Origin of the sequence: Micromonospora sp. LOL_013 (assembly GCF_048060315.1) — a bacterium.
Lineage (GTDB): Bacteria > Actinomycetota > Actinomycetes > Mycobacteriales > Micromonosporaceae > Micromonospora_E.
Window position 1 is genome coordinate 27,033 of record NZ_JBHMIQ010000016.1, and the last position, 25,130, is coordinate 52,162.

A 25,130-nucleotide genomic window follows, 5' to 3' on the forward strand; every position below is an offset into this window, starting at 1 on the left:
CGACCCCGGTCCGGGTACGGTGCATCCACCGCACACCGGACCGGGGAGGCCGACATGACAGTGGACGGATGGGTCGACGGCGGGTTCACCAACCCGGTACTGCCCGGCTTCCATCCGGACCCGAGTGTCTGCCGGGTCGGCGACGACTACTACCTTGCCTGCTCCAGCTTCGAGTACTTCCCCGGCGTACCGATCTACCACAGCCGCGACCTGGCCAACTGGGCCCAGATCGGCAACGTGCTGGACCGCCCCGGGCAGTTGGCCATCCCCGCGTCGACCCTGTCGTCCGGCGGGGTGTATGCACCCACCCTGCGCCACCACGACGGCCGGTTCTGGCTGATCACCACCAACGTGGCCAACGGCGGCGGCAACCTGCTGGTCACCGCCGCCGACCCGGCCGGGCCGTGGTCCGACCCGGTGCGCCTGGCCGGCGTGGCCGGCATCGACCCCGACCTGGCCTGGGACGACGACGGTCACTGCTGGTGCACTACGGCCGGAGTCCACCAGGTGCGGATCGACCCGCGGACCGGTGCCACGCTCGGGCCGACCCGCCGGTTGTGGTCCGGCACCCCCGGCGCCCAGGCGCCGGAGGCCCCGCACCTGTACCGGATCGGTGCCTACTGGTACCTGCTGATCGCCGAGGGCGGTACCGAACGCGGCCACGGCATCTCCGTCGCCCGGGGCCCGGCGCCGGGCGGCCCGTTCGAGCCGTGCCCGGCGAACCCGATCCTCACCCACCGCGGTACCGACCGGCCGATCCAGAACACCGGCCACGGCGACCTGGTTCAGGCACCGGACGGCTCCTGGTGGCTGGTGCTGCTCGGGGTCCGGCCGCGCGGCGGCACCCCCGGCTGGCACGTGCTCGGCCGGGAGACGTTCCTCGCCCCGGTCGACTGGGTCGACGGCTGGCCGGTCGTCGGCGCGCTCACCGGGCGAATGACCGCACCGCGCTGGCCTGCGGCACCGGTGACGCCACCGCCGACCCGGGACGACTTCGACGCCGACCGGCTGCACCCACGGTGGCTGTCGGTGCGGTCCCGGCCTGACGACGTGTGGTCGACGACCCGGCCGCCGGGCTGGCTGACCCTGCAGGCGCGCGGTGCGTCGCTCGGCGACGCCGACGTCACCTTCGTCGGCCGCCGCCAGCAGCACCTGTCCTGCCGGGTCCGGACCCTGATCGACCCGGGTGCCGGCCGGGGCGGCCTGGCGGTGCGGATGGACGAGAACCACCACTACACGGTCGAGGCCGGCGGTGGCGAGGTGCGGGCCGCGGCCCGGATCGGCCCGCTGCGGCCGGTGCTGGACTTCCAGCCGGTACCAGCCGGGCCGGTGGTGCTACGGGTCGACGCCGTCCCGTCGCCGACCTGGCATCCCCGGCAGGGGCCGGACGTGCTTCGGCTCGGCTTCGAAACCGCCGACGGTGAGTTCGCCGTACTGGCCGAGCTCGACGGCCGTTACCTGTCGACCGAGGTCGCCGGAGGCTTCACCGGCCGGGTGATCGGCATGTACGCCGCCGCCGGTACGGTCCGCTTCGACTGGTTCGACTACGAACCGGATGTGGCTTGCCAGATCTGAATACCACTGGTGTCCGGGCAGGTCACAGCCGGGGTGGCAGGTGTGACGGGCGTCCTTGGTACAGATGATCACCGGTGGTTAGCGTGGCCGGATGGTCTCACCCGGCGCGGTCCCCGTCGACAGGCCGGCCGGGGTCCCGCGGCCGCAGATCCCGCTGCTGCTCGGCGCGGTCTTCCTGGTCTTTCTCGGCCAGATGTCGATGAGTCCGATCATCGCCCCGTTGGCCCGCGAGATCGGTCTCGCCGAGTGGCAGGTCGGGGTGACCATCAGCATCTCCGCGTTGATGGTGGTGGCGACCAGCCAGCTGTGGGGACGTCGGTCCCAGTCGTGGGGTCGCAAGCCGGTGCTGGTCGCCGCGTTTACCCTGGCCACTTTGACGATGGCGCTGTTCGCGCTGCTCGCCGACCTCGGCATGCGGGGCGTCGTCACCGGCACCACCATGTTCCTGCTGTTCGTGGTGTTCCGGGGCGTCGGGTTCGGCACCGCGATGGCTGCTGTGCCACCGACCGCGCAGGCGTACATCGCCGACGTCACGGTCGACCAGTCCGCCCGGGTCAGAGGGATGGCCGGGATCGGGGCGGTGCAGGGCGGGGCAATGGTCGCTGGCGCGTTGGTCGGTGGCCTGCTCGCCGGTTTCGGGCTGATGGCTCCGCTGGTGGTGGTGCCGGTGCTGCTCGCCGTCGGGCTGGCCGTCGTCGCGGTGCGGCTGCGCCGGGAGAGCCGTACCGAGTTGATCGAGAAGCCGGTCCGGGTCAGCCCGTTCGACGCCCGGGTGTGGCCGTACCTGCTCGCCGGGTTCGGCATGTTCACCGCGCTCGGTTTCGTCCAGGTGGTCAGCGGGTTCCTGGTCCAGGACCGGTTCGGGTTGGACGCGGAGGCCACCGGTCTGGTCACCGGTGCGGCGCTGCTTGCCGCCGGTGTCGGGATGGCGTTCGCGCAGACCGTCGTGGTGCCGCGCAGCGGCTGGCGGCCGGCGAGGCTGCTGCGGGTCGGTGGGGCCGTCGGGCTGGTCGGGTTCGTTCTGCTGGTGCCGGACACGCACATCGGGTTCCTGGTCGCCGCGATGGCCATGATCGGACTCGGTCTCGGTATCGCGATGCCCGGCTACGTCGCCGGTCCGACGCTGGCGGTCCGCCGCGACGAGCAGGGCGGGCTGGCCGGAGTGATCGGCGCCACCAATGGGCTCACCTTCGTGCTCGCGCCGACCGCCAGTACAGCGCTGTACGCCGTCTGGGTGCCGCTTCCGGTGCTGATCGGCGCCGCGCTGATGGCCAGCGTGACCGGCTTCGTCCTGATCCATCCCACGTTCCGTTGACGCGTCGCGGGCCTTCACCCAGCCGGGCCCGGCCCGGTCGTGGTTGCGCGGTCCCAGCCCTGGTGTGAGCGAGCAAGGGCCCACCCGGTCGACGCTGTCGGGCAGCTGGCTCCCGGCTGTTGACGGGATGACATCTATCAATATGATGTGTGGAAAGCGCTTTCACGCACCTCACCGCAGGCCGTCGAAGTCCAGGAGGTGACTCGGCCGGCCGGTCGGCACCGGCCCGTCGGCTTGCTCGTCGTCGAACCTCACTCACCAGTGATCCCGGTCGTCAGTGGGGCGTGCCGCCCGCCGGTGACCGCTGGACCGACCATCAGGAGAACTCATGACTCGACACCTCCAACGGCCGGCGTGGCCGGTGGCGGCTGTGGCCACCGTGGCTCTCACTGCGGGAATGACCGCGGTGACCACCCTGTCGGCCAGCGCTGCCAGTGGCTGCCAGGTCACGTACACCGTCGCCGCGCAATGGCCGGGTGGCTTCGGCGCCAACCTCGCCATTACCAACCACGGTGCGCCGATCAACGGCTGGACGCTGAGCTGGACTTTTGCTGCCGACCAGGCCATCACCCAGTCCTGGGGATTTACTGCCGACCCGGCAAGTGGCACCGTCGTCGTGCGAAACGTCAGCTACAACGCGTCGATCCCTACCGGCGGCACTGTGACCGGGGGATTCAACGGCACCTGGAACAACTTGTCGAACCCAGTGCCGACCACTTTCACTCTGAACGGCACGGTCTGCAACGGACCCGCTCCCACCAGCCCGCCGCCGACGACCGTGCCGCCGACGACCGTGCCGCCGCCGACCGTGCCGCCACCGGGCAACACGCTTATCGTCGCGACCAACGGAAACGACGCGAACCCTGGCACAGTCGGGGCTCCGCTGGCGACCCTGGCTCGGGCGGTGACCTTGGCTTCCCCCGGCACGACGATCGCCATGCGGGGCGGCACCTACCAGTTCAGCACCAACGTGCGGATCATGAAGGACGGCACTGCGGCCAACCCTTACACGATCACCAGCTACAACCGGGAGCGGGTGGTTCTCGACGGTGAGGACCTGCCGCACACCCCGGCGCCGGTCGGTGGCAGCATCCCCAACCTCGAGCGTGGCGTGCTGCACATGGAGGCCGACTACTGGCGGGTACGTGACCTGGAGATCATTCACGGGCCGTACGCCATCTTCTGCCGCGACTGCAGCAACAACGTCTTCGAACGCCTCGTCACCCGCGACAACTACGAGTCCGGCCTGCAGATCCAGGGCGCCGCGAGCAACAACCAGGTGATCGACCTCGACTCGTACGGCAACCGGGACCCACGCAAGAACGGCGAGAGCGCCGACGGCCTGGCCATCAAGGAGGGCTCCGGCACCGGCAACGTGGTACGCGGAGTCCGGCTGTGGAACAACTCCGACGACGGTTTCGACGCCTGGGAGTTCGCCTCTCCGATCCTCGTCGAGGACTCTGCGGCCTGGGGCAACGGCTTCAACCGGTGGGATCTGCCCAACTACACCGGCGACGGCAACGGGTTCAAGATGGGCGGCGGTGACCCCGACCCGGCCGCGAACCACACCATCCGTAACAGCTTCTCGTTCAGCAACGCGGTGAGCGGGTTCATCGACAACGGCAACCCGGGCACCATCACGGTGGACCGCACCACGGCCTGGAACAACGGCGGCAGCGGGTACAAGTTTGCGAACTCGACCTCGCGGTTGACCGCGAACCTCGCGGTCGGCAACGGGGCGGGGGTGTCGCTGGGCAATTCCACGGCGACCAGGAACTCGTGGAACATCAAGAGTTCCTGGAGCAACTCGGATCTGCTCAGCACGGATCCGTCGGTGCTGATCGGACCGCGCGACACAGACGGCGGGATCCGGAGCTCTGCCTTCCTGCAACCACGCAGCTACCCGAACCTTGGGGCCCGCAGCTGACCACGAAAGCGACAATTAGCGGTTCTTACCACAAAGTTCCACTGCATCCCGATGCGCCTGACGGGCCTGTACGCCCCGTCAGGCGCATTCGTGTTGTCGATGACTGGTCGGCGATATATCGTCAAAGTATCGACAACGCATTTGGAGGCAGACATGAAGTTCCACCACCGGTTCCACGGCGGACGGCAGGCATGGATGCGGGGCGGATTCGGAGTCCCGCCGTTCGGCCCCGGCCTCGGGTTCGGTCCCGGCCCAGGCCCCGGCTTCGGCGCAGGGCCGGGCGGCGGCCCGCGGCGGGGCCGGGGCGGCGGCCGCAGCCGCCGGCCGAACGTGCGTGCCGCCGTGCTCGCCCTGCTCGTCGAAGGACCGATGCACGGGTACGAGATGATCCGGGAACTCGACTCCCGCACCGGCGGTGCCTGGCGACCGAGCCCGGGATCGATCTACCCCACCCTGCAACTGCTCGAGGACGAAGGGCTGGTCGTCGGGACCGTGGACGCGGCCGGCGGCAGCCGCCGGCAGTACGCGTTGACCGACGCCGGCCGCCCCGAGGCCGAGCAGGCCGCCGAGCAGGCGCCGTGGACGCAGTTCGCCCCGGAAACCGTGGAGAGCTGGCATGACGTGCGCGAATCCGGTATGCAGACGTTGCACGCGCTGCGCCACGTGATGATGAACGGCACCCCCGAGCAGCGGGAGCGGGCCCTGGCCGTACTCGACGAGACCCGCCGCAAGCTGTACGCCATCCTGGCCGACTCCGAGTAGGTCCCGGCAGGATTCGCAGGGATCAGCTGTCGAAACGGCGGTCCGCCGATCGTCGTCAAGGCGTACGACAACACCACCACCTGCGAGGAGCCCGACATGAAGTACATGCTGTTGTTCGTCAGCCCGCCGACCGACGGCCCGGACCAGCCCGGGGCGCAGTGCACCGTCGAGGACTGGATGGCCTACGACAAGCAGATGAAGGACGCCGGCATCTGGGTCAGCGGCAACGCCCTGGCCGACCTGACCACCTGCACCTCGGTCAAGGTCGACGTCGACGGACAACGAATCGTCACCGACGGTCCGTTCGCCGAGAGCCGGGAGGTGCTTGGCGGGTACGACGTCATCGACGTACCGGACCTGGACGTCGCGCTGGACTGGGCGGCCCGCTCGCCCGGCGCTCGGGACGGGGGATCGGTGCAGGTGCGTCCGATCGCCGAGTTCGGGCTCTGACACCGGATGATCGGCGGCGAGCCGCAGAACCACCCGGCCGCCCGGGCCCCGGAAACGGACCCGGCGGCGGTACACGCATCGGTGGCGGCCGTGTTCCGCGAGGAACACGGCCGGCTGCTCGCCACCCTGGTACGCCGCTTCGGTGACCTGCACCTGGCCGAGGAGGCAGCCGCCGAGGCCATCGAGGCGGCGCTGACGCACTGGCCGGTCTCCGGGGTGCCGACCCGGCCCGGCGCGTGGCTGCTGACCACCGCGCGCCGCCGGGCCGTCGACCGCATCCGCCGCGACCGGACGTTGGCCCTGCGGATCGCGGTGCTGCAGACCGAGGCGGACCGGGCCGACCCGGCTCAGGCGGCGGACGTCGACCGGGACCTGCCCGACGACCGGCTCGCCCTGTTCTTCACCTGCGCCCACCCGGCGCTGACCGCCGAGGACCGGGTGGCGTTGACCCTGCGCTGCCTCGGCGGGTTGACCACCGCCGAGGTGGCCCGGGCCTTCCTGATGCCGGAGGCGACCATGGCCCAGCGGATCGTCCGGGCGAAACGCAAGATCCGCGACGCGCGTATCCCGTTCCGAGTGCCCGGTGCCGACGAGTTGCCGCAGCGGCTTCCCGGTGTCCTGCAGGCGGTGTACTCGATCTTTACCGAGGGGTACGCGGCCAGCTCCGGCCCCCGCCTGCAACGCCTGGACCTGGCCGAGGAGGCCATCCGGCTGGCCCGCATCCTGCACCGGCTGCTGCCCGCGCAACGGGAGACCGCCGGACTGCTCGGCCTGCTGCTGCTGGTGCACGCCCGCCGTCACACCCGGACCGGACCGGACGGGGTGCCGGTACTCCTCGACGAGCAGGACCGGCGTCGGTGGGACCGTCCAATGATCGGGGAAGGCTGTGCGTTGGCCCGCACGGCGTTGACCGGCGGCCCACCGGGCCCGTACGGGCTGCAGGCCGCCATCGCCGCGCTGCACGACGAGGCGCCCGACGTCGCCGGCACCGACTGGCCGCAGATCGTCGCCCTCTACGACGTACTGCTGAGGGCGGCACCGTCGCCGGTGGTGGCGTTGAACCGGGCGGTGGCGGTGGCCATGCGGGACGGCCCGGCAGCCGGTCTGGCCCTGCTCGACGAGCTGGTCGCCGATCCGCGCCTGCGGTCGTACCACCCGTTGCCGGCCGCCCGGGCCGATCTGCTGCACCGGCTCGGCCGGTACGCCGACGCGGCCGACGCCTACCGGCAGGCGGTGGGCCTGGCCGGCACCGAACCGGATCGGGAACATCTACGGCGTCGGCTCACTGCCGCCGAGGCGGCGGCCACTGTAGCGGACTGACCATCTGGCTGTCAAAGGTATGACTTTTACTTGCAAGCAGCCCATCAAGCTAGAAGCCGGAGTGGACGGAGTCGTTGACACCCCTGACATTCATAGGTCAGACTTTTGGCGGGAGGTCGACATGAGTGAGCTGCGACGATTGGCGGTCATCAACTCCGACGCGAAGCGGGCCCCGGTGCTGCCCGATCCACCCGGCCTCGTCGCCGAACTCGTCGAACCACGGCTGCGCCGATTCGCCCGTACCCCGTACGAGCATCTACTCACCGAGGTCGGCACGGTCGACGTCGCCGAGGCGGCGATCGTCGCCGGCTGCGACGCCGTTTACATCGATACGTTCGGCGACTACGGCGTGGGCCGGCTGCGCGCCGCCACCTCGGTGCCGATCGTCGGTGCCGGCGAGGCCTCCCTGGCCTGGGCGGGCCAGCTCGGTCGGCGGTTCAGCATCGTCACCGTCTGGCCCGCCTCGATGGACTATCTCTACGCCGAGCGGCTGAGCAGCTGCGCCGGCGGTGCCCTCGCCGCCGGGGTGCACTACCTGTCCGACGAGACGGAACTGCACCGGGTCGGCACCGACGCCGGGGTCAAGGCACGGATGGCCCGGGGCGAGACCGACGTCGTCGACGCCATCTCCGCCGCGTGTCTGCGGGCCGCCGACCGGGACGGCACTGACCTGATCCTCTTCGGCTGCACCTGCATGACCCCGGTGGCCGCCGAGGTGGCCGGCCGGGTCGGCATCGAGATCGGCGACCCGTCGGTCGTCGGACTGGCCGCCGGGCACGCCGCGGCCCTCGCCGCGACCCGACCGGCACCGCCGACCGGCCGGCTCGGCGCGGTCAGCGCGCTGGTCGACGCCTACCTGGGCGTCGCGGCGCAGTCGGGCTCGAACTGCACCGTCGAGGACGACGGCTGCGAGGTCTGCGCGGTGACCCTGGGCACGTCGTCGTGACCCCGCTGTGTCGACGGATCGGCATCGACCTGCCGGTGATCGCCTTCAGCCACTGCCGCGACGTGGTGGCGGCGGTCAGCCGGGGTGGTGGGCTCGGGGTACTCGGCGCGGCCTCGATGTCCCCCGACGACCTCGAACAGGATCTCGCCTGGCTTGATCGCGAGTGCGGGCGTCGCCCGTACGGCGTCGACCTGCTCTTTCCCGCCAGGTCCGCTGGTGACGACCCGACCGACCTGCTCGCCCAGATCCCGGCCGGGCACCAGGACTTCGTCGCCGGGCTGCAGACCCGGCTCGGGATTCCGCTGCGCCGCAGTGAACCTGGCCGGACCCGGCTCGGCGGGATGCCGACCGAGATCGACCACCTGATGACCCACGCGAACGCGTTCGCGCTGTGGGAGGTCGTGCGGGCCCACCCGGTGCGGCTGGTGGCCAGCGCGCTCGGGCCGCCTCCCGCCCAGGTGCGGGCCGCCGCGACGAGACTGGACATGCTGGTCGCCGGCCTGGTCGGCGACCCACGACACGTACGCCACCAGCTGGCCGCCGGCGTCGACGTGATCGTCGCCCAGGGCTACGAGGCGGCCGGACACACCGGTGAGATCACCTCGATGGTGCTGGTGCCGCAGGTGGTGGCTGCCGCCGGCGACGTGCCGGTGGTCGCCGCCGGTGGCATCGCCACCGGCCGTCAGGTGGTGGCCGCGCTGGCACTGGGTGCCCAGGCGGTGTGGACGGGCTCGATCTGGCTCGCCACCGCCGAGAGCGATCTCGACCCGGTCGTCAAGGACAAGATCGTGACGGCGGCGGCCACCGACACCGCGAAGACCACGGCGTACACCGGCAAGCCGACCCGGCAGCTGACCACCGCGTGGACCCAGGCCTGGCGGCAACCGGACGCTCCGGCGCCACTGGCCTCCCCGGTGCAGCAAGTGCTGGCCCGCGACGCCGTGGTCAGCTCCTTCGAGCACCAGGTCACGCCGGTGATGGGTTCGGCGGCGGGTCAGGCGGTCGGTCTGGTGGACCGGGTGCGTTCCGTCGCCAGTGTGCTGGACGACCTGCGTACCGGCATGGCCGACGCGGTCGGCGATCTCACCGCCCTGGCCGACTCCGACGACACCAGCGACGACATCGGCGTCCGCGCCAGCGACTGACGTGCCGTGGCTCAGCGTGGTGCGCGCCCGCGACGGGCGTGGACCGCGCCGGCGACCAGCGTGTACGCGCAGAGTAGGGCGATGACGCCGGTCGCGACGGTCAGCACCGCCGGCAGCAAGGCCCCGGTCAACGCGAGGCCGCTGAGCAGCGAGCTGCCGCCGAGCGTCGCGAAGGCGGCCACCATCCACGCCGCGAAGATCTCCGCCCGCCGGTGGGTCGGCGCCGACTCGCCGATCAGTCGGGTGGCGCCGAGTAGCGTCAGTCCGCCACCGAAGCCGATCAGCGCGGCCCCGGTGACGGTGACCGCCGGGCTGCCCAGGTGCAGGGCCAGCGTGGTGGCGCCGGCACCGGTCGTGATCGCCACGACGCCGAAGCAGACCGACCGGATGGCGTCGAGTCGGTTCAGCAGCAGTTGGGACAGCAGGGTCATGCCGATCAGCAGGGTGAGCAGTCCGCCGGCGCCACCGGCGGCGGTGACGCCGGCGCCTTCGGCGAGGATGCGGGAGCCGAAGGTACCGAACAGCGCCATGCAGCCGTTGAGGGTCATCAGCGAGCAGGCGGCGATGCTGAACGGCAGCAGGATGTCGCGGGGGACCCGGACCGCCCGGACCAGTCGGACCCGCTGCGTCGTCCGGCGGTCGGCCGGCGTGCGGAACAGCAGGACCAGCGGCACCAGAGCGGCCGCGCCGATGACGACGAACGGTAGCACCAGCGGGTACCGGGTATGGTCGGCCAGCAGCCCGGACATCAACGGTGCGAGCCCCATACCGAGGGTGGTGCAGACCGCGTGGGTCAGGGTGCCCGCCCGGGTGCCCCGGGGGTGGAAGTCCAGCAGGGCGGCGGCGGTGGTGGCGCTGACCATCCCGGTCGCCATCCCCTGCACGATCCGCCCGGCGACCAGCGCCGGCAGCGACGTCGCGGTCGCGGTCACCAGGCACGCCGCCAGCACCAGCGCGACGCCGCCGAGCATCGCCGCCCGCCGGCCGATCCGGTCGGACAGGCCGCCGAGCAGCGTGACGACCAGGACCACCCCGACGGGATAGCCGGCGAACGCTAGAGCGATCTGCGCCGGGGTCAGCTGCCAGCGGTCGGCGTAGATCGGGAACAGCGGTGAGGCGGCGAAGCTGCCCAGTACGGCGACGAGGATCAGCGCGCCGGCGGCGGCGGCCATCCGCGCGGACGGTAGGTACGCCGATCCGGTCGTCGGGGCCCGCCGGTCGACGATGACCGGGCTGTCGGTCGCGTCGCCGCGCCGTGGGGGTTCCTCCAGCGGAGAGGTCGACACCGGCCACCGCCTTCCGGGCAAAAGTCTGATGAATAAGGATGGCGGCTGTCAAGGTCTTGCCAGACCGAGTCTCCCGCCGGCAGAGTGTGGTCGGGAAGTGCTGATGTGTTGGCGGTTCCTGGTCTACCAGGTGGAAACAGAGCCGGCTTCGGATGTCCGACGCCGATATCTACCCGACTAACGTCAGACATATTAGGCTGAGACCGTGGGCGCACTCGCCGGTGGCGGCGGGAGGTGGAGGTACCCGGATGACAGTCACGATCGTCGACGCCGAGGACGTGCCGTGGGTCAACGGCGAGCAGGTGTACGACTCGATGGAGCCCGCCTTCCGCGACAACTTCGGCGGCGACCCCGACCAGGTGCGTGAACTGCTGTCCCGGTACTGGATGCGGTCGTTGTGGCTGGACCGTGACAGCACCCGACGGATCGATCACATCCGGGCGGTCGCGGGCTACCGCGATCTCAGCGAGGCGTACCACGACAGCGTCGAGGAGGCGTACTTTCTCGACGGTGCCGCCGAACTCAGCGCCGAGGGGCGGCTGATCGCCGGAGACTACTTTTGGCGTCCGCCGGGTTGGGTGCACAAGGCTTGGAGCGACGAGGGATTCGAGAACATCCTCTGCATGGAGGGTGCGGTCGCCAGTGAGGGCAGCGACCGGGTGACCCGGGTGGTCTGCCCGGACCACCAGGCCGGAGAGCAGGCCCTCGCCGCCCTGGTAGGAGAGACCGGCTCGCCCGCCGGCGGCGTCGGACCGCGCGGCTACCTGCGCCGGGTCGAGTCCCGGCATCTGCCCTGGGCACCGATCGACGCCAACTGGTCAGGCCTCGACCCCGGCGTACTCGGTCTGCCGGCGGGGGCGGCCGCAGCGGTGCGGCCGGCGACGCCGGGCGCCGGCCCGGCGGGCGTCGCGTCACCGACCGTGCCAGTCGGCAAGCCGCTGAGCCGCAACGTGGCCACCGGGGCGTGCAGTGCGTTGGTCCGGTTACCGGCCGGGTACACCGGCACGCCGCAACCGGTCGACCGGGAACGGTTCCTCGTCACCACCAGCGGGACGGCGACGGTCGCCGGGTGGACCCTGACCGCCTGCTCGCTGGTGCACGTACCGGCCGGGGCACCGGCACCCACGTTCGTCGCCGACACCGACGTCGAACTGTTCGTCAAGGTGGGGGAGGCGACGACGTGACCGACGTACGGTTCGCCACCGACGACCAGGTGATGACGATCGTCCTCGACGGCCCGGATTCGATGAACAGCCTGACGCCGGCGGCGATCGCCGGACTGGACGCCGCCCTGGCCGCCGCCGAGGTCGATCACACCCTGCGGGCCGTGGTGATCACCGGAGTGGGGGACCGGGCGTTCAGCGTCGGGATGGACATCGACTTCCTGGAATCCTGCTTCGACGACCCACAACGGATCTTCCTGCCGTTCCTGCGCTCGTACCATGCGGTGCTGCGTCGCATCGAGCAGCTCGGCGTACCGGTCGTCGCCCGGGTCAACGGCCTCGCCCGAGCCGGTGGCTTCGAGCTGATCCTGGCCTGTGATTTCGTGATCGCCGCCGACGAGGCGAAGGTCGGCGACATCCACCTGGAGTTCGGCATGCCGCCCGGTGCCGGCTCCAGCCAGCGCGCGCCGCGCAAGCTCGGCGACCAGCGGGCCAAGGCGCTGATGCTCACCCCGCTGTGGCTGCGTGGGCCGGAGCTGGTGCAGTGGGGTGTCGCGTTGGCCAGCGCACCCCGGGCGCAGCTGGACGACGAGGTCGGCAAGCTGCTGTCGTCGCTGCGCGGCCGGTCCCGTCCGGCGATGGCGATCACCAAGCGGCTGCTCAACTCGGTGCACACCATGACGCTGGAGGAGGGCCTGCGCTACGAGCGCGAGATGTTCTCCCGGCTGCACGAGGAGGTGCCCGAGGCGGCCGAGGGCTACCGGGCGTTCGTCGACAAGCGCGAGCCGGTCTGGGGGGACGTCGATGTCCGCGGCCTTGCCTGAACCGTCGGCCCCGCCCTCGCCGTCGGCGGATCCGCCGTTGGTCACCGTCACCGCGGAGCTGGTCGACACCCTGATCAGTCGGGGCGGCTACACCCATCCGCTGTTCAACCCGCCGGACCCGGGCAGTGGCGGTGGCCCGCCGCTGCCCGGCCAGGCGGTGCTGCTACTGATGGGCGGCCTGGCCGAGCAGTCCGGGCAGCTCGACGACGCGATCGCGCTGCTGGAGCTGCGCCGGATGCGGTTCCATCAGCTGGTCCGGGCCGGCGCCACGCTGCGGGTGCGGATTGAGCGCCTCGCCAGCCGGAGTACCTCCAGCGGCAAGGTCGTGGCCGAGCTGCGGTGGACCGCCGTTGACGCCGACGGTGCGCCCGTGGCCGAGGCCGAAGCCGTCATGCTGATGAACGAATCGGGAAAGGCGGACCAAAGGTGACGGGTGTGCAGCTCAACATGGCGGCCGGGATCCGGGAGTTCGGCCGCGCCACGCCACGCCGGGTCGCGGTGGTCGACGGCGACCGTGAGGTCACCTTCGGTGCCCTGCACCAGCGGTCGAGCCAGCTGGCCAGTGCGACCCTGGACCGGGGGTTGGCGCCCGGAGAGCGGATCGCGGTGCTGAGCAACAACCGGTACGAGTACTTCGAGATCTCCGCGGCGATGGCCAAGGCCGGCATCCCGACGGTGCCGTTGAACCCGCGCAACAACGTGACCGACAACGCGTACATCCTGGCCCACTCGGCCGTCCAGGGGATCATTCTGGCCGACGACCTCGCCGATCGGGTCGACGGGCTGCTCGACGGCCTGCGGCTGGTGCTCAGCTTCGACGGCGGGGTGGGCGAGCACTACGGGAGGTTCCTCGACGGTGGGCGGGCGGTCGACCCACAGGTGCCGGTCGACGAGCTGGACCCGTTCTGTGTCACGTACACCTCCGGCACCACGGGACGGCCCAAGGGTGTGCTGCTCACCCACCGGGGCCGGGTGTTGACCGCGTTCGGGGTGGGGCTGGACTACGGGTTGGGCCCGAACCGCAGCACGATCGCGGTGGCCCCGATGTACCACGGCGCCGGCTTCGAGTTCGCGTACGCGGCACCGATGCTCGGCGGCTCCTGCACCGTGCTGCCGACCTGGGATCCGGAGCGGCTGCTCGATCTGATGGTGAGCAGCCGGGCGGAGACGGTCTTCCTGGTGCCCACGCACGCCCAGCACATCCGCCGGTTCTGCCCGGAGCCGGTGGCCCGCTACGACCTGTCGGCGCTGAAGACCCTCTACTTCAACGCCGCCGCGTTGCCGGTCGCGCTCAAGGAGTGGGTGATCGAGGCGTTCCCCGGCGTGGAGGTGCACGAACTCTACGGGTCGACGGAGTGTTCGATCGTGACCAACCTGCGGCCGGAGTTCGCGCTGGACCGGGCGGGCAGCGTGGGCCATCCGTGGTTCTGGAACGAGGTACGCCTGGTCGACGAGGACGGGGCGCAGGTCGGTCCCGGCGAGCCCGGCGAGCTGTACGCGCGTTCGCCGCTGTTGCTGACCGGCTATCTCAACGACGAGGAGGCCACCCGGGCCGGGTACGACGCCGACGGGTTCTTCTCGGTCGGCGACATAGCGGTCCGTGACGAGGAAGGCTTCATCTCGATCGTCGACCGAAAGAAGGACATGATCATCGCGGGTGGGGTGAACATCTTCCCCCGCGAGATCGAGGAGGTCATCGCGCGGCACGGGCCGGTGGACGAGGTCGCGGTGGTCGGCGTTCCGGACGAGGTGTACGGAGAGCGGGTCGCCGCGTTCGTGGTAAGCCGTTACGGCCAGCAGATCGACGTCTCCGCGCTGGACGGCTACGTACGGGAGCACGTGGCTCGGTACAAGGTCCCCCGGGAATGGCACTTGGTCGATCAGTTGCCGCGCAACCCGAGTGGGAAGATCCTCAAGCGGACGATCCGTGACGAGTACGTCAGTCAACCTGGAAAGGGTTGATTGCGTGCCTCTACTTTTAATGTCTGACCAATTCCGGTAAGTGGCGGTTCTCGCTGTCGTTCCGCTGTGGGACGTGGTGCCTGCCGCTCGTTGGCTGCTGCTAGCAGTGGCGAGTATGTCAGTACGGTAAAACTCTGACTTTTAGTGGACTGGCTGCTCAGGGGCCGTTAGTGTCATCCGCACCAAGGTCCCGATGCGGCTCGCGGCTCACCCGTCGGCCGCACGGACTTCGTGATCAGGAGGCCATCGTGTCCCACTTCAATAGTTCCGGTGCCGCCCTCTCCCGTCGCTCCGTGCTCGCCGGTCTCGGCGGCGCGTTCATGGGCGGCGTACTGCTGACCGCCTGCGGTAGTGGCGACTCCGACTCCGACTCCGACTCCACCGGGGCCGCCGACGGCGGCCTCACCACGATCCGACTCGCCGGACTACCGGCCTCGGCGCTCGCCGCGTTCAAGCTCGCCATGTCCGACGGTGCCTTCGAGGCCGCCGGCCTCGACATCCAGTACGAGGAGTACGCCGAGGCGGCCGCCGTTTACACCGCGTACCGGGCCAACGAGGTCGACGGTGGCCTCGGCGGGATCCCGTCCACCGCCAACCTGGTCGCCACCGGCGTCGACCGCAAGGTGGTCTTCGCGCTGCAGCGCACCACCAACGGAATCCTGGTGCGCGCCGACAGCGACATCCAGTCCCTCGCCGACCTGCGCGGGCGCAAGCTCGGACTGTTCGGCAGTGCCATCGGTTCCTCCACCAACCAGTTCTTCGCGCTCTGCCGCGAGTACCACGGCTTCAACCCCACCACCGATTGCGAGGTGCAGTACGGCGCCCCGAACCTGATGGCTGAACTGCTCGGCGAGGGCGACGTGGACATGGCGCTGGTGATCGACCCGGCCGGCGCGGACCGAGTGGTCAGCGGCGAGTACCGGTCGCTGGGCGACCTCGGCGTGCTGCTGGAGGAGGCCACCGGGCTGCAGGCGTTCACCGCCGGCTGGGACTTCGCCACCGACTTCATCGACGCCAACCAGGAGGCCGTGCAGGCCTTCGTCGATGTGAACCTCGAATACCAGACCCGGTTCAACAGCGACCAGTCGCTGTGGGACGCCGCCCTGCGGGAGCTGTACGACATCGACGACCAGGCGGTGCTCGACGTGATCTGGGAGAACCAGCGCGGCCGACTCGTCGAGCAGTGGGGCGAGCAGGAGAAGCAGCAGGCCGCCGAGCTGCTCACCTTCCTGAGCGAGAACGGTGAGCCGGAATTCCTGCCCGAGGTGCCCGACGGACTGTTCGTCTGACCTCGACCACCCCGCCTCGCGAGGAGACGCACGATGACCCTGTCCGAAACCACCCAACCGGCGCTCGCGACAGCCGGCGCGGCGGATCGTGGCGCGGCGGGGGGCCGTGGTGGCGGTGGGCGCGGTGGCGCCCACCGCTTCCTGCGGCACGGCGTCTCGCTGCGGATCGCCTCCGTGTTCATGCTGATCGTCATCTGGTGGCTGGGTTCACTGGCCGTCGGGGAGCGGATCCTGCCGACCCCGTGGACCACCGCGTCGGCGTTGGTGACCAGCGTGCAGGAGACGGTCTTCTGGACCGACCTGCAGGTCACCATGGTCCGGATCCTGATCGGCTTCGCCGCCTCCATGGTGCTCGGTGTGCTGGTCGGTCTGGTGATGGGGCTGTCCCGGATCGCCGAAGGGCTGCTGGACATCTGGATCGCCGTCGGCCAGACCATCCCCAGCCTCTGCTGGGTGATCGTCGCGTTCATCATGTTCGGCCTCAACGACACCGCCACCGTCGTGGCGATCACCCTGACGTCCTTTCCGATCATCGCGATCAACATGTGGTCCGGGGTCAAGGCGATCGACCCCCGGCTCGGCCAGATGGCCCGCACTCTCGGCGCGTCGCGGGGCCTGCGTACCCGGGAGGTGACCCTGCCCCAGGTGCTGCCGGCGGTGATGGCCTCGGCCCGGTTCGGGTTCGGCATCGTGTGGAAGGTCGTCGTCCTCGCCGAGTTGCTCGGCCGCACCGACGGCATCGGCTACCGGCTCAACTACTGGTTCCAGCTCTTCCGGATGGAACAGGTCTTCGCACTCACGCTGTTCTTCTCGATCCTGATGGTGGTGCTGGAGTTGGCGGTGTTCAAACCGATCGAGGCCAAGCTGTTCCGCTGGCGTCCGGAGGGGGGCCGATGAGCGCCGACGCCCGGATCGTCATATCCGACCTGGTCAAGGGCTTCCACACCCGCAACGGCTTCATCACGGTCATCGAGCGGATGAACCTGGAGATCGCCGACGGCGAGTTCGTCGCGCTGGTCGGACCGTCCGGCTGCGGCAAGTCGACCGTGCTGAACATGCTCAGCGGGCTGGACACCGATTTCACCGGCACAGCCGAGATCCGCAGCGGGGCGCCGGGGGTGCAGTTCAGCTACGTGTTCCAGGAGCCGCGGCTGCTGCCCTGGAAGACAGTCCGGCAGAACGTCGAGTTCGCCCTGAAGGCGACCGGGGTGGACCGGGCGCAGTGGTCCGACCGGGTGATGCCGGTGCTGCGTCGGGTCGGATTGGCCGGCTTCGAGAACCACTATCCGCACCAGATCTCCGGCGGCATGCAGCAGCGCACCGCGCTGGCCCGGGCGTTCGTCCTGGACGCGCCGGTGATGCTGATGGACGAGCCGTTCAGCGGGCTGGACGAGTTCACCGCCCGCAGCCTGCGTCAGCTGCTGCTGGAACTGCGTACCCAGACGGCGGGCAAGGCGTTCGTCTTCGTCACCCACAACGTGTTCGAGGCCGCGGTGCTCTCCGACCGGGTGGTGCTGATGTCCAACCGGCCGTCGACCGTACGCCGGGTGGTCGACGTCGAGGTGCCGTTGCCGCGCAGCTACGACGATCCCCGGCTGTTCGACGTCAGCCGCGAACTCACCCACGAGATCATCTCGACGATGACCGCCACCGACGACGGTGGTCTCGTCGTCGACGAGGCACACACCCGACTCGCCGGGCCGGGTGCGTCGTGACCGGCGCGTTGCGACCCCGGCTGCCGACCGCGTTCGCGGCCGGGGCGGTGCTGCTCACGCCGGCCCGGACGCTGACCGACGGAGACTTCGCCGCGATCGTCAACGTCTCCTGGGAGAATGGCCCGCTGCACACCGACGCCGAGTACATGCGCGGCACCGGGTTCGGCCGGCCGATCCTGGGCGGGCCGTGCCTGATCGCGCTCGCCGCCGGGCTCACCTCGACGACCATGTACGCCGCCTGGTATGCCGCCGGCCTGGACTGTCACGCCGCGCTCGGCATCGACGAGATCCGGTACACCGGGCCGGTGTTCGCCGGTGACACGCTACGGGTGCGTATCGAGGTGACGCGGTTGGAGCCGACCCCGGGCGGGCGGATGTACGTGGGCGTGGTGCACGACGACGTACGCAACCAGCGGGACGAGACCGTCCTGCGGATGACGCGTTCCTACCTGCTGCGCCCACTGCCCGAGCCTGAGCCGGAGCCCGATTCTGCGCCGGGCGTCGGCGCGGCAAACCCGGAGCAGCCGTGAAACCGCCGCCGACCAGCACCCTCACGCTGGCCCGGCACGGGCGGGTGCTGCTGGTCACCCTGGACCGGCCGCACCGGCTCAACGCCTACGACCGGGCGATGGTCGACGAACTGCGGCGTACCTGGCGCTGGTTCGGTGCCGACGACGGCCTGCACGTCGCCGTGCTGACCGGAGCCGGCGAGCGCGGCTTCTGCACCGGCTTCGACGTCGACGACACCCTCGACGTCGGGGTCACCAGTCCGTCGCTGGACCACGCCGGCCGGGTCGCGTTGACCGCCCGTGACCTGAGCGTCTACAAGCCGGTGGTGACGGCGGTCAACGGGCACTGCTGCGCCGGTGGCTGGCACTTCGTCAACGACGCCGACGTGGTGCTCTGCACCGAGACGGCGACCTTCTTCGACACCCACCACGACGTGGGCCTGGCCAACCCGGTTGAGGCGGTCGGCGCGCTGGGGCGGCTGCCGCTCGGCGAGCTGATGCGGATGGTGCTGACCGGGCGCGCGTATCGCATCGACGCCCGCCGGGCGCTGGAGCTCGGTCTGGTGACCGAGGTGACCGCTCCGGCCGATCTGGTGGACCGGGCGTTGGCCATCGCCACCGAGATCGCCCAGCATCCGCTCGACGTGCTGACCACCACGGTGGAGACGGTGTGGACGGCGGTGCAGGCGCAGCGGTCCGCAGCCGAGGCGTTCGGGTTGGCGATGCTGGCCCGCTCCGACGCCTCGACCGCCCGGCGCGGCGAGTCCATGCGGGAATTCCGGCACTGAGGGGCACGATGGACTACGGGATCTTCAGCCACATTGAACGGCTCGACGACCTCGAGCGTGACCTCCGGGCCGCCGACGCCGACGGGATCGCCAGCTACTGGCTGACCCAGGGCTTCGGGCACGACGCGCTGACCGTGATCGGCGCGTACGGTCGACACCTGACCAGGCTGCGGATCGGCACCGCCGTGGTGCCGGTCTACCCGCGTCACCCGATGGCCCTGGCCCAGCAGGCGCTCACCACCAACATGCTGCTCGGCGGCCGGTTGGTGCTCGGCGTCGGGCCGTCGCACCCGCAGGTGGTCGAGCCCTGCTGGGGGATGTCCTACGAGCGGCCGGCGCGCTACATGCGCGAGTACCTGACCGCGCTGACCGGCGCGCTGACCCAGCGGGTCCGCTACACCGGTGAGGTGATCACCGCCCGGGGTGACCTGACGATCAGCGGCGACCCGCCGGCACCGGCGGTGATGGTCTCCGCGCTGGGCCCGAAGATGCTGGAGCTGACCGGTGCCCTTGCCGCCGGCACGATCACCTGGATGGTCGGCCCGCGCACGCTGACCGAGCTGACCGTACCGGCGATCACCGCCGCCGCGCGGACGGCTGGTCGGCCGGCCCCCGAGATCGTGGTGACCGCCGCGGTCTGCGTCACCGACGACCCGACCCGGGCCCGCGCGGCGATCGACCCGGTGCTCGGCTGGTACGACGACAAGCCGTCCTACCGGGCGATGCTGGACCGTGAAGGTTTACAGCGGGCCAACCAGATGGCGATCGTCGGTGACGCAGACGAGGTGCGGGCCGAGATCGACCGCTATGCGCGGGCCGGGGCGAGCACCTTCGCGGCCCAGTTCTACGGCACCCCGGAGGAACGGGCGGCAACGCGGGCGCTGATCGGCGAGCTGGCCGGGACCACCCGTTCGACCGGGGATGGCCGACAGTGACGCGGATCGGCGTCCGCCATGCCCTACCGTGGTGGTTCGCGACGAATCCGCACTGCGGTGTGCGGGTCCGAAAGGATGCGGAGCCGAAGTGACCATGGCCAAGGACGTGACGCACGAGCCGGCGAGCCGGTCGGAAAAGGCGATCCCGGGGCACCGCCGGGATCCTGGGGTGCTCGGGGTGACCCGGGTCCAACCCGCGTACCAGCAGGTCGCCGACCAGTTGCGGGAGCGGATCCTGGACGGGTCGCTGACCGCGGGGGACCGGTTGCCGACCGAGGTCGAACTGTCGGAGATCTTCGGGGTCAGCCGTAGCACGGTACGGGAGGCGTTGCGGGTGCTGGCGTCCAAGGATCTGATCCGCACCACCCGGGGAACCACCGGCGGCACCTTCGTGGCCCGGGTGCAGTTCGACCAGGTGAGCGAGTATCTGGAGATGAGCTTCGGGCTGATGTCCGGGGCCCGGGACATCACGTTGGACAACCTGCTGGAGGCGCGGGAGTGCCTGGAGGTGCCGGCGGCCGGGCTGGCCGCGCTGCGCCGCGCCGACGAACATCTGGTGCTGATGCGTCAAGCGGTGGAGCGGGAGAAGTCGACTCGGGCCCGCGGCCGCAAGTTCCGTGAGCACCGGACCTTCCACGGGGTGCTGGTCGAGGCGACCGGTAACCAGCTGCTCGGGGTGATGGCCGAGCCGGTCTTCCGGGTGCTGCAGGCGCGGACCGCCGACCGCGACATGCCCGCGGAGTACTGGAGCCAGATCGACGCCGAACACACCGAGATCTGCGGCTATGTCGAGGCCGGTGATGTCGAGGGTGCGCAGGCGGCGATGCGGGCCCACCTGGGTACCGTCCGCCGGGCGTACGACGGACACTGAAGACAATCTCACAACTAAATACCTGATGTTTCGGAACTACGCCCTGCTGTCGTGCTGAGCAGGGCGTTTTCGTTGGCCTGGTTGAGTTGCTGACCCTTGACTCGTAAAAGTCAGACAAATAAGCTGGTGGCAGTTCACGGGCGGGCGAGAGGATCGGTCGATGTCGGTACGGCAGGGGTGGACCGGACGCTTCTTTGAAGACTTCGGCGTCGGCGACGTCTACCAGCATCCCCTCGGGCGCACCGTGTCCGAGGCGGACAACACCTGGTTCACCCTGCTGACGATGAACACCAGCCAGATGCACTTCAACACCGAGTACGCCGCCCGGTCGGAGTTCGAGCGGCCACTGGTCGTCTCCACCCTGACCCTGGCCATCGCGGTCGGGCAGAGCGTCACCGACCTCACTCAGAACGCCTTTGCCAACCTCGGCTGGAACGAGATCGTCCTGCCGCACCCGGTGTTCGCCGGCGACACCCTCTACAGTGAATCGTTAGTGCTCGACAAGCGTGAATCCGGGTCTCGCCCGTACGCCGGGATCGTGACGGTCCGCACCCGCACCCTCAACCAGGACGGCGCACAGGTCTGCGCCTTCAAACGCACCTTCTACGTCTACAAGCGTGGCGCCAAGCAGGTCGAGGGGATCTTCCCGGCCGCCGCCACCCCGCTGTCGCTGGAGAACGAGGCGACCGGATGAGCCTGCGCCTGACCTACCAGCCCTGGGGAGAGACCCTCGCCGAACTCGCCGCCGCCGGCCGTCGCGCCGAGCAGGCCGGCGCCGAGGTGCTCTGGGTCTCCGAACTGCACCGTAGTGCCACCGGCACCGCCGCCGCGCTGGCCGGCACCACCACGACCGCCCGGATCGGCACCTCGATCGTGCTGGCCTTCACCCGCAGCCCGATGATCACCGCGCTGGAGGCGCTCGACCTCGACGAGCTCTCCGATGGACGGTTCATCCTCGGCCTCGGCACCGGCGTCCGGCGACTCAACGAGGACTGGCACCACGTCGACTTCGGCAAACCCGTCGCCCACCTGCGGGAGACCGTCCGTAACATCCGGCACTTCTGGGCCAACTGCGCCACCGGCGAACCGATGATGCTCGACGGCGAGCACGAGCCGATGCGCATCCGCGGCTACGAACGCCCGTTCCCGGTGCCGCCGGCCGGCATCCCGGTCTACCTGGCCGCGATGGGGCCGCTGATGACCCGGCTGGCCGGGCAGATCGGCGATGGCTGGATCAGCCACGAACTCTGCTCTCCGGCGTACCTGGCCGGGCAGATCCTGCCCGACCTGACCGCCGGCATCGATCGGGCCGGCCGGACCCGCGCCGACCTCGACGTCGTCGTCTCCGCCTGCTGCTCGGTCGCCGACGACCGGGCGTTGGCCCGCCGCCGCGCCGCCGGCCTGGTCGGCTTCTACGCCACCGTGCGCACCTACGCCGACTTCTTCGCCTTCCACGGCCTCGCCGACGACCAGCAACAGGTGATCGACGCGTTCCGGGCCGGCGCCGGCGCCGACCACCTCGCCGACTCCGTCAGCGACCGGATGGTCGACACGCTGACCCTGGCGGGTGACCGCGCCGAGGTTGCCGAGCGGATCGCCGGGTACGCGGGCATCGCCGACTCGGTCAAGTTGAGTCCACCCACCCACGGGCTGCCCGCCGCCGAGACCCGCGCCGCCCAGGACGAGATCATCGCGCTGATCGCCGAGCTGACCGGAGCCGCAGCATGACGCCGCTGGCCGACATCCGGATCATCGCCGTGGAGCAGTACGGCGCCGGCCCGTTCGGCACCGTACACCTGGCCGACCTCGGCGCCGAAGTGATCAAGATCGAGGATCCACGGGCCGGCGGCGACGTCGGCCGCTACGTGCCGCCGTACGCCGAGGACGAGGACTCGCTGTTCTTCGAGACGTTCAACCGCAACAAACGCAGCCTGTCACTGGACCTGACCACCGACGCCGGCCGCGAGGTGTTCGAGAAGCTCGTCGCCGTCGCCGACGTCGTCTACTCGAACCTGCGTGGCGACGTGCCGGAGAAGATGCGAATTCGCTACGACGACCTCAAGCACATCAACCCGCGGATCGTCTGCGTCTCGCTGACCGGCTTCGGGATGACCGGCCCGCGTCGGGCCGAACCCGGCTACGACTACATCCTGCAGGGACTCGCCGGCTGGATGGAGCTCACCGGTGAACCCGACGGACCACCGACCAAGTCCGGACTGTCCCTGGTCGACTACTCCGGCGGGTTCGTCGCCGCCATCTCGCTGCTCGCCGGGGTGCACGCCGCCCGCCGCGACGGCGTCGGCATGGACTGCGACGTCAGCCTCTACGACACCGCGATCTCGATGCTCACCTACCCGGCCACCTGGCATCTCAACGCCGGCTTCCAGCCGGCCCGCACCCACCACTCGGCGCACCCGTCGCTGGTGCCGTTCCAGGTCTTTCAGGCCAAGGACGGCTGGATGGTGGTTGGCTGCGCCAAGGAGAAGTTCTGGGGAAGGCTCGCCGACGTCGTCGGCCACCCCGAATGGGCCGCCGCCGGATCGCCGTACGGGACCTTCGGCACCCGCCGCGACAACCGCGACGAGTTGCTCGCCGAACTGGAGCAGATCTTCCGGCAGCGCACCGTCGAGGAGTGGCTGACCCAGCTGTACGCCGCCGCGATCCCCTGCGGGCCGATCAACGACGTGCCGGCGGCGCTGGCCGAGGAGCACACCGCCGCCCGGGACCTCGTGGTCACCACCGAACACCCCCGGTTCGGCACCGTGGCGCAGCTCGCCAGCCCGGTGCGGGTCGGCGCCGAACCGCCCGCGTACCGCCGCGCGCCGCAACGCAACGAGGACTTCGCGACCGTCACCGGCGACATCCTCGGGCTCGACCCGCAGACCCTGGCCGAGTTGACCGCCGCCGGCGCGTTCGGCGCCCCCCGTAGCCCCGGCCCGGCCGCCGCCGGCTCCGAGGACACCGCACGATGACCGGCCCGCGATGATCGCCGCAGCCCTCGCCGACTGGGCGACCGGACCGCTCGACCCGCCGGCGGCGGTCCGGCGGGCCGCGCTACGGCACCTGCTCGACGGCCTCGGCACCGCCCTGGCCGGCCGGCGCGGCGGCACCGTCGACCCGGCGCTGCACGTCGCCCGCGACCTCGGCGGCCCACCGGAAGCCACCCTGCTCGGTGGCCGGGACACGATCGGTGCCCCCGCCGCCGCGCTGGCCGCTGGCGCCATGGTGCACGCGCTCGACTTCGACGACACCCACGCCGCCGGCCTGGTGCACGCCACCGCCGTGGTGCTGCCCGCGGCCTTCGCCGTCGGCGAGCAGGTCGGCGCCAGCGGCCGCGACGTACTGCACGCCGCCATCGCCGGGTACGAGACGGTCTGCCGGGTCGCCGCCGCCGCCCCGCACGGCTTCCACGCCCGCGGCCTGCACGCCACCATGGTCGCCGGGGTCTTCTCCAGCGCGCTGGTCACCGCCCGGCTGCTGCGGCTGGACACCGCCCGCGCCACCGACGCGCTCGGCATCGCCGGCAGCCAGGCCGGCGGGCTGCTCGCCTTCCTGCACACCGGGGCGGCCACCAAACAACTGCACCCCGGCTTCGCCTCGCACGCCGGCATCCTCGCCGCCCGGCTCGCCGCCGCCGGCGCGGCCGGCCCGGCGAACGTCTTCGACGGCCCGCACGGCGTCTTCGACGCCCTGGCCGCCGGCCCCGTCGACCCAGCGTCGATCATCGCCGGCCTCGGCCAACGCTGGGAAACCCTCCGGATCGGCATCAAGCCCTACCCGGCCTGCCAGCTGTCGCACGCCGCGATCGACGCCGCCCGCGCCGCCCGCCGCCAGCCCGGTTTCCCCGCCGACCCGGCCGCGATCGCCCGGATCGACGTCGACGTGCACCCCGACTCGGCACCCACGGTCTGCGGGCCCGGCCGGGACCTGACCCGGCCGGCCACCCCGTACGCGGCGAAGTTCTCGCTGCCGTGGAGCGTCGCCGCGACACTGCTCGACGGCGACCTGACCACCGCCAGCTACCGGCCCGACGCCATCGACCGCGCCGACGTGACCGCCCTCGCGGCCCAGCTGCACTGGCGGATCGTCGCCACCGGCGGGCATGCCGCCGACGCCCCCGGCTCCGTCGTGGTCACCCTGGCCGACGGCACGACCGTACGCGGCGTGGTGCCGCGCAGCGGCGGCGGCCCGGACACCCCGCTGACCGACGACGAGCTGGCCGCCAAGTTCCTCGGCAACGCCGGCCCGGCCGGCGCGCCCGTCGTCGACCTGCTGCGCCGCCTCGACGACCTCGACGACCTCGACCCGATCATGGCGGCGCTGGCCGCCGCCGGTGACTGACCAGGGA

The 25,130-nt window shown here is 70.9% G+C and carries 24 protein-coding genes; 23 read left to right on the forward strand and 1 reads right to left on the reverse strand.

The features are described from left to right. The first annotated feature begins 54 nt into the window (after positions 1–54). The 8 genes from ACFHWS_RS12665 to ACFHWS_RS12700 all read left to right on the forward strand — a co-directional run bounded on the left by ACFHWS_RS12665 (position 55) and on the right by ACFHWS_RS12700 (position 9,440). Complete coding sequence (locus tag ACFHWS_RS12665; protein WP_416554185.1) at positions 55–1,575, forward strand: glycoside hydrolase family 43 protein; 1,521 nt, start codon at positions 55–57, stop codon at positions 1,573–1,575. Positions 1,576–1,666: 91 nt separating this feature from the next. Next, complete coding sequence (locus ACFHWS_RS12670) at positions 1,667–2,890, forward strand: MFS transporter (protein WP_416554187.1); 1,224 nt, start codon at positions 1,667–1,669, stop codon at positions 2,888–2,890. Positions 2,891–3,218: 328 nt separating this feature from the next. Further along, positions 3,219–4,817, forward strand: a complete 1,599-nt coding sequence (locus tag ACFHWS_RS12675; RefSeq protein ID WP_416554189.1) for a cellulose binding domain-containing protein — start codon at positions 3,219–3,221, stop codon at positions 4,815–4,817. 153 nt (positions 4,818–4,970) lie between these two features. Beyond that, a complete protein-coding gene (locus ACFHWS_RS12680; protein WP_416554190.1) occupies positions 4,971–5,579 on the forward strand; it encodes a PadR family transcriptional regulator in 609 nt (202 codons plus the stop codon). Positions 5,580–5,675: 96 nt separating this feature from the next. Beyond that, positions 5,676–6,029 carry a YciI family protein gene (locus tag ACFHWS_RS12685; protein WP_416554192.1) on the forward strand — a complete coding sequence of 118 codons (354 nt, stop codon included), beginning with the start codon at positions 5,676–5,678 and terminating at the stop codon, positions 6,027–6,029. A gap of 6 nt (positions 6,030–6,035) precedes the next feature. After that, entirely contained in the window at positions 6,036–7,349 is a 1,314-nt protein-coding gene (locus tag ACFHWS_RS12690) for an RNA polymerase sigma factor (RefSeq protein ID WP_416554194.1), read from the forward strand. A gap of 121 nt (positions 7,350–7,470) precedes the next feature. Beyond that, entirely contained in the window at positions 7,471–8,295 is an 825-nt protein-coding gene (locus ACFHWS_RS12695; RefSeq protein WP_416568243.1) for an aspartate/glutamate racemase family protein, read from the forward strand. Then, positions 8,292–9,440: an NAD(P)H-dependent flavin oxidoreductase gene (locus ACFHWS_RS12700; protein WP_416568244.1), complete on the forward strand. Its 1,149-nt coding sequence runs from the start codon at positions 8,292–8,294 to the stop codon at positions 9,438–9,440. Before ACFHWS_RS12695 ends, ACFHWS_RS12700 begins: the two co-directional genes overlap by 4 nt. 11 nt (positions 9,441–9,451) lie before the next feature. On the opposite strand, the gene ACFHWS_RS12705 is transcribed toward ACFHWS_RS12700, so the two are convergent. Further along, a complete protein-coding gene (locus ACFHWS_RS12705) occupies positions 9,452–10,726 on the reverse strand; it encodes an MFS transporter (RefSeq protein ID WP_416568245.1) in 1,275 nt (424 codons plus the stop codon). A 248-nt stretch (positions 10,727–10,974) separates the two neighbouring features. On the opposite strand from ACFHWS_RS12705, the gene ACFHWS_RS12710 reads away from it, so the two are divergent. From ACFHWS_RS12710 to ACFHWS_RS12780, 15 genes are all read left to right on the forward strand, one after another. Beyond that, positions 10,975–11,910, forward strand: coding sequence for a hypothetical protein (locus ACFHWS_RS12710; RefSeq protein WP_416554202.1), 936 nt, complete (start codon positions 10,975–10,977; stop codon positions 11,908–11,910). Beyond that, complete coding sequence (locus ACFHWS_RS12715) at positions 11,907–12,713, forward strand: enoyl-CoA hydratase/isomerase family protein (RefSeq protein WP_416554204.1); 807 nt, start codon at positions 11,907–11,909, stop codon at positions 12,711–12,713. The genes ACFHWS_RS12710 and ACFHWS_RS12715 overlap by 4 nt, the downstream gene beginning before the upstream one ends. 37 nt (positions 12,714–12,750) lie before the next feature. After that, on the forward strand, positions 12,751–13,143 hold the full coding sequence (locus ACFHWS_RS12720) for a hypothetical protein (RefSeq protein WP_416554206.1): 393 nt from the start codon (positions 12,751–12,753) through the stop codon (positions 13,141–13,143). A gap of 5 nt (positions 13,144–13,148) precedes the next feature. Next, positions 13,149–14,675 (forward strand): class I adenylate-forming enzyme family protein, encoded by a 1,527-nt coding sequence (locus ACFHWS_RS12725; protein WP_416568246.1) that lies wholly within the window; start codon positions 13,149–13,151, stop codon positions 14,673–14,675. Positions 14,676–14,923: 248 nt separating this feature from the next. Further along, positions 14,924–15,964, forward strand: a complete 1,041-nt coding sequence (locus ACFHWS_RS12730) for an ABC transporter substrate-binding protein (RefSeq protein WP_416568247.1) — start codon at positions 14,924–14,926, stop codon at positions 15,962–15,964. Positions 15,965–15,997: 33 nt separating this feature from the next. Then, the gene (locus ACFHWS_RS12735; protein ID WP_416568248.1) at positions 15,998–16,861 is read left to right on the forward strand and encodes an ABC transporter permease; all 864 of its coding nucleotides are present in this window, start codon (positions 15,998–16,000) and stop codon (positions 16,859–16,861) included. After that, positions 16,858–17,679, forward strand: coding sequence for an ABC transporter ATP-binding protein (locus ACFHWS_RS12740; RefSeq protein ID WP_281554286.1), 822 nt, complete (start codon positions 16,858–16,860; stop codon positions 17,677–17,679). The genes ACFHWS_RS12735 and ACFHWS_RS12740 overlap by 4 nt, the downstream gene beginning before the upstream one ends. Continuing rightward, positions 17,676–18,209, forward strand: coding sequence for a MaoC/PaaZ C-terminal domain-containing protein (locus tag ACFHWS_RS12745; RefSeq protein ID WP_416568249.1), 534 nt, complete (start codon positions 17,676–17,678; stop codon positions 18,207–18,209). The genes ACFHWS_RS12740 and ACFHWS_RS12745 overlap by 4 nt, the downstream gene beginning before the upstream one ends. Beyond that, on the forward strand, positions 18,206–18,976 hold the full coding sequence (locus ACFHWS_RS12750; RefSeq protein WP_416568250.1) for an enoyl-CoA hydratase/isomerase family protein: 771 nt from the start codon (positions 18,206–18,208) through the stop codon (positions 18,974–18,976). Before ACFHWS_RS12745 ends, ACFHWS_RS12750 begins: the two co-directional genes overlap by 4 nt. Before the next feature lie 8 nt (positions 18,977–18,984). Further along, positions 18,985–19,911 (forward strand): TIGR03564 family F420-dependent LLM class oxidoreductase, encoded by a 927-nt coding sequence (locus tag ACFHWS_RS12755; RefSeq protein WP_416568251.1) that lies wholly within the window; start codon positions 18,985–18,987, stop codon positions 19,909–19,911. A gap of 94 nt (positions 19,912–20,005) precedes the next feature. Beyond that, positions 20,006–20,782 carry a FadR/GntR family transcriptional regulator gene (locus tag ACFHWS_RS12760; RefSeq protein ID WP_281555537.1) on the forward strand — a complete coding sequence of 259 codons (777 nt, stop codon included), beginning with the start codon at positions 20,006–20,008 and terminating at the stop codon, positions 20,780–20,782. A gap of 160 nt (positions 20,783–20,942) precedes the next feature. Further along, a complete protein-coding gene (locus ACFHWS_RS12765; RefSeq protein WP_281554290.1) occupies positions 20,943–21,476 on the forward strand; it encodes a MaoC family dehydratase in 534 nt (177 codons plus the stop codon). After that, positions 21,473–22,510, forward strand: coding sequence for an LLM class flavin-dependent oxidoreductase (locus tag ACFHWS_RS12770; protein WP_416554219.1), 1,038 nt, complete (start codon positions 21,473–21,475; stop codon positions 22,508–22,510). The genes ACFHWS_RS12765 and ACFHWS_RS12770 overlap by 4 nt, the downstream gene beginning before the upstream one ends. Beyond that, on the forward strand, positions 22,507–23,754 hold the full coding sequence (locus tag ACFHWS_RS12775; RefSeq protein ID WP_416568252.1) for a CaiB/BaiF CoA transferase family protein: 1,248 nt from the start codon (positions 22,507–22,509) through the stop codon (positions 23,752–23,754). The genes ACFHWS_RS12770 and ACFHWS_RS12775 overlap by 4 nt, the downstream gene beginning before the upstream one ends. Positions 23,755–23,764: 10 nt before the next feature. Continuing rightward, positions 23,765–25,123: an MmgE/PrpD family protein gene (locus ACFHWS_RS12780; RefSeq protein WP_416568253.1), complete on the forward strand. Its 1,359-nt coding sequence runs from the start codon at positions 23,765–23,767 to the stop codon at positions 25,121–25,123. The last annotated feature ends 7 nt before the right edge of the window (positions 25,124–25,130 follow it).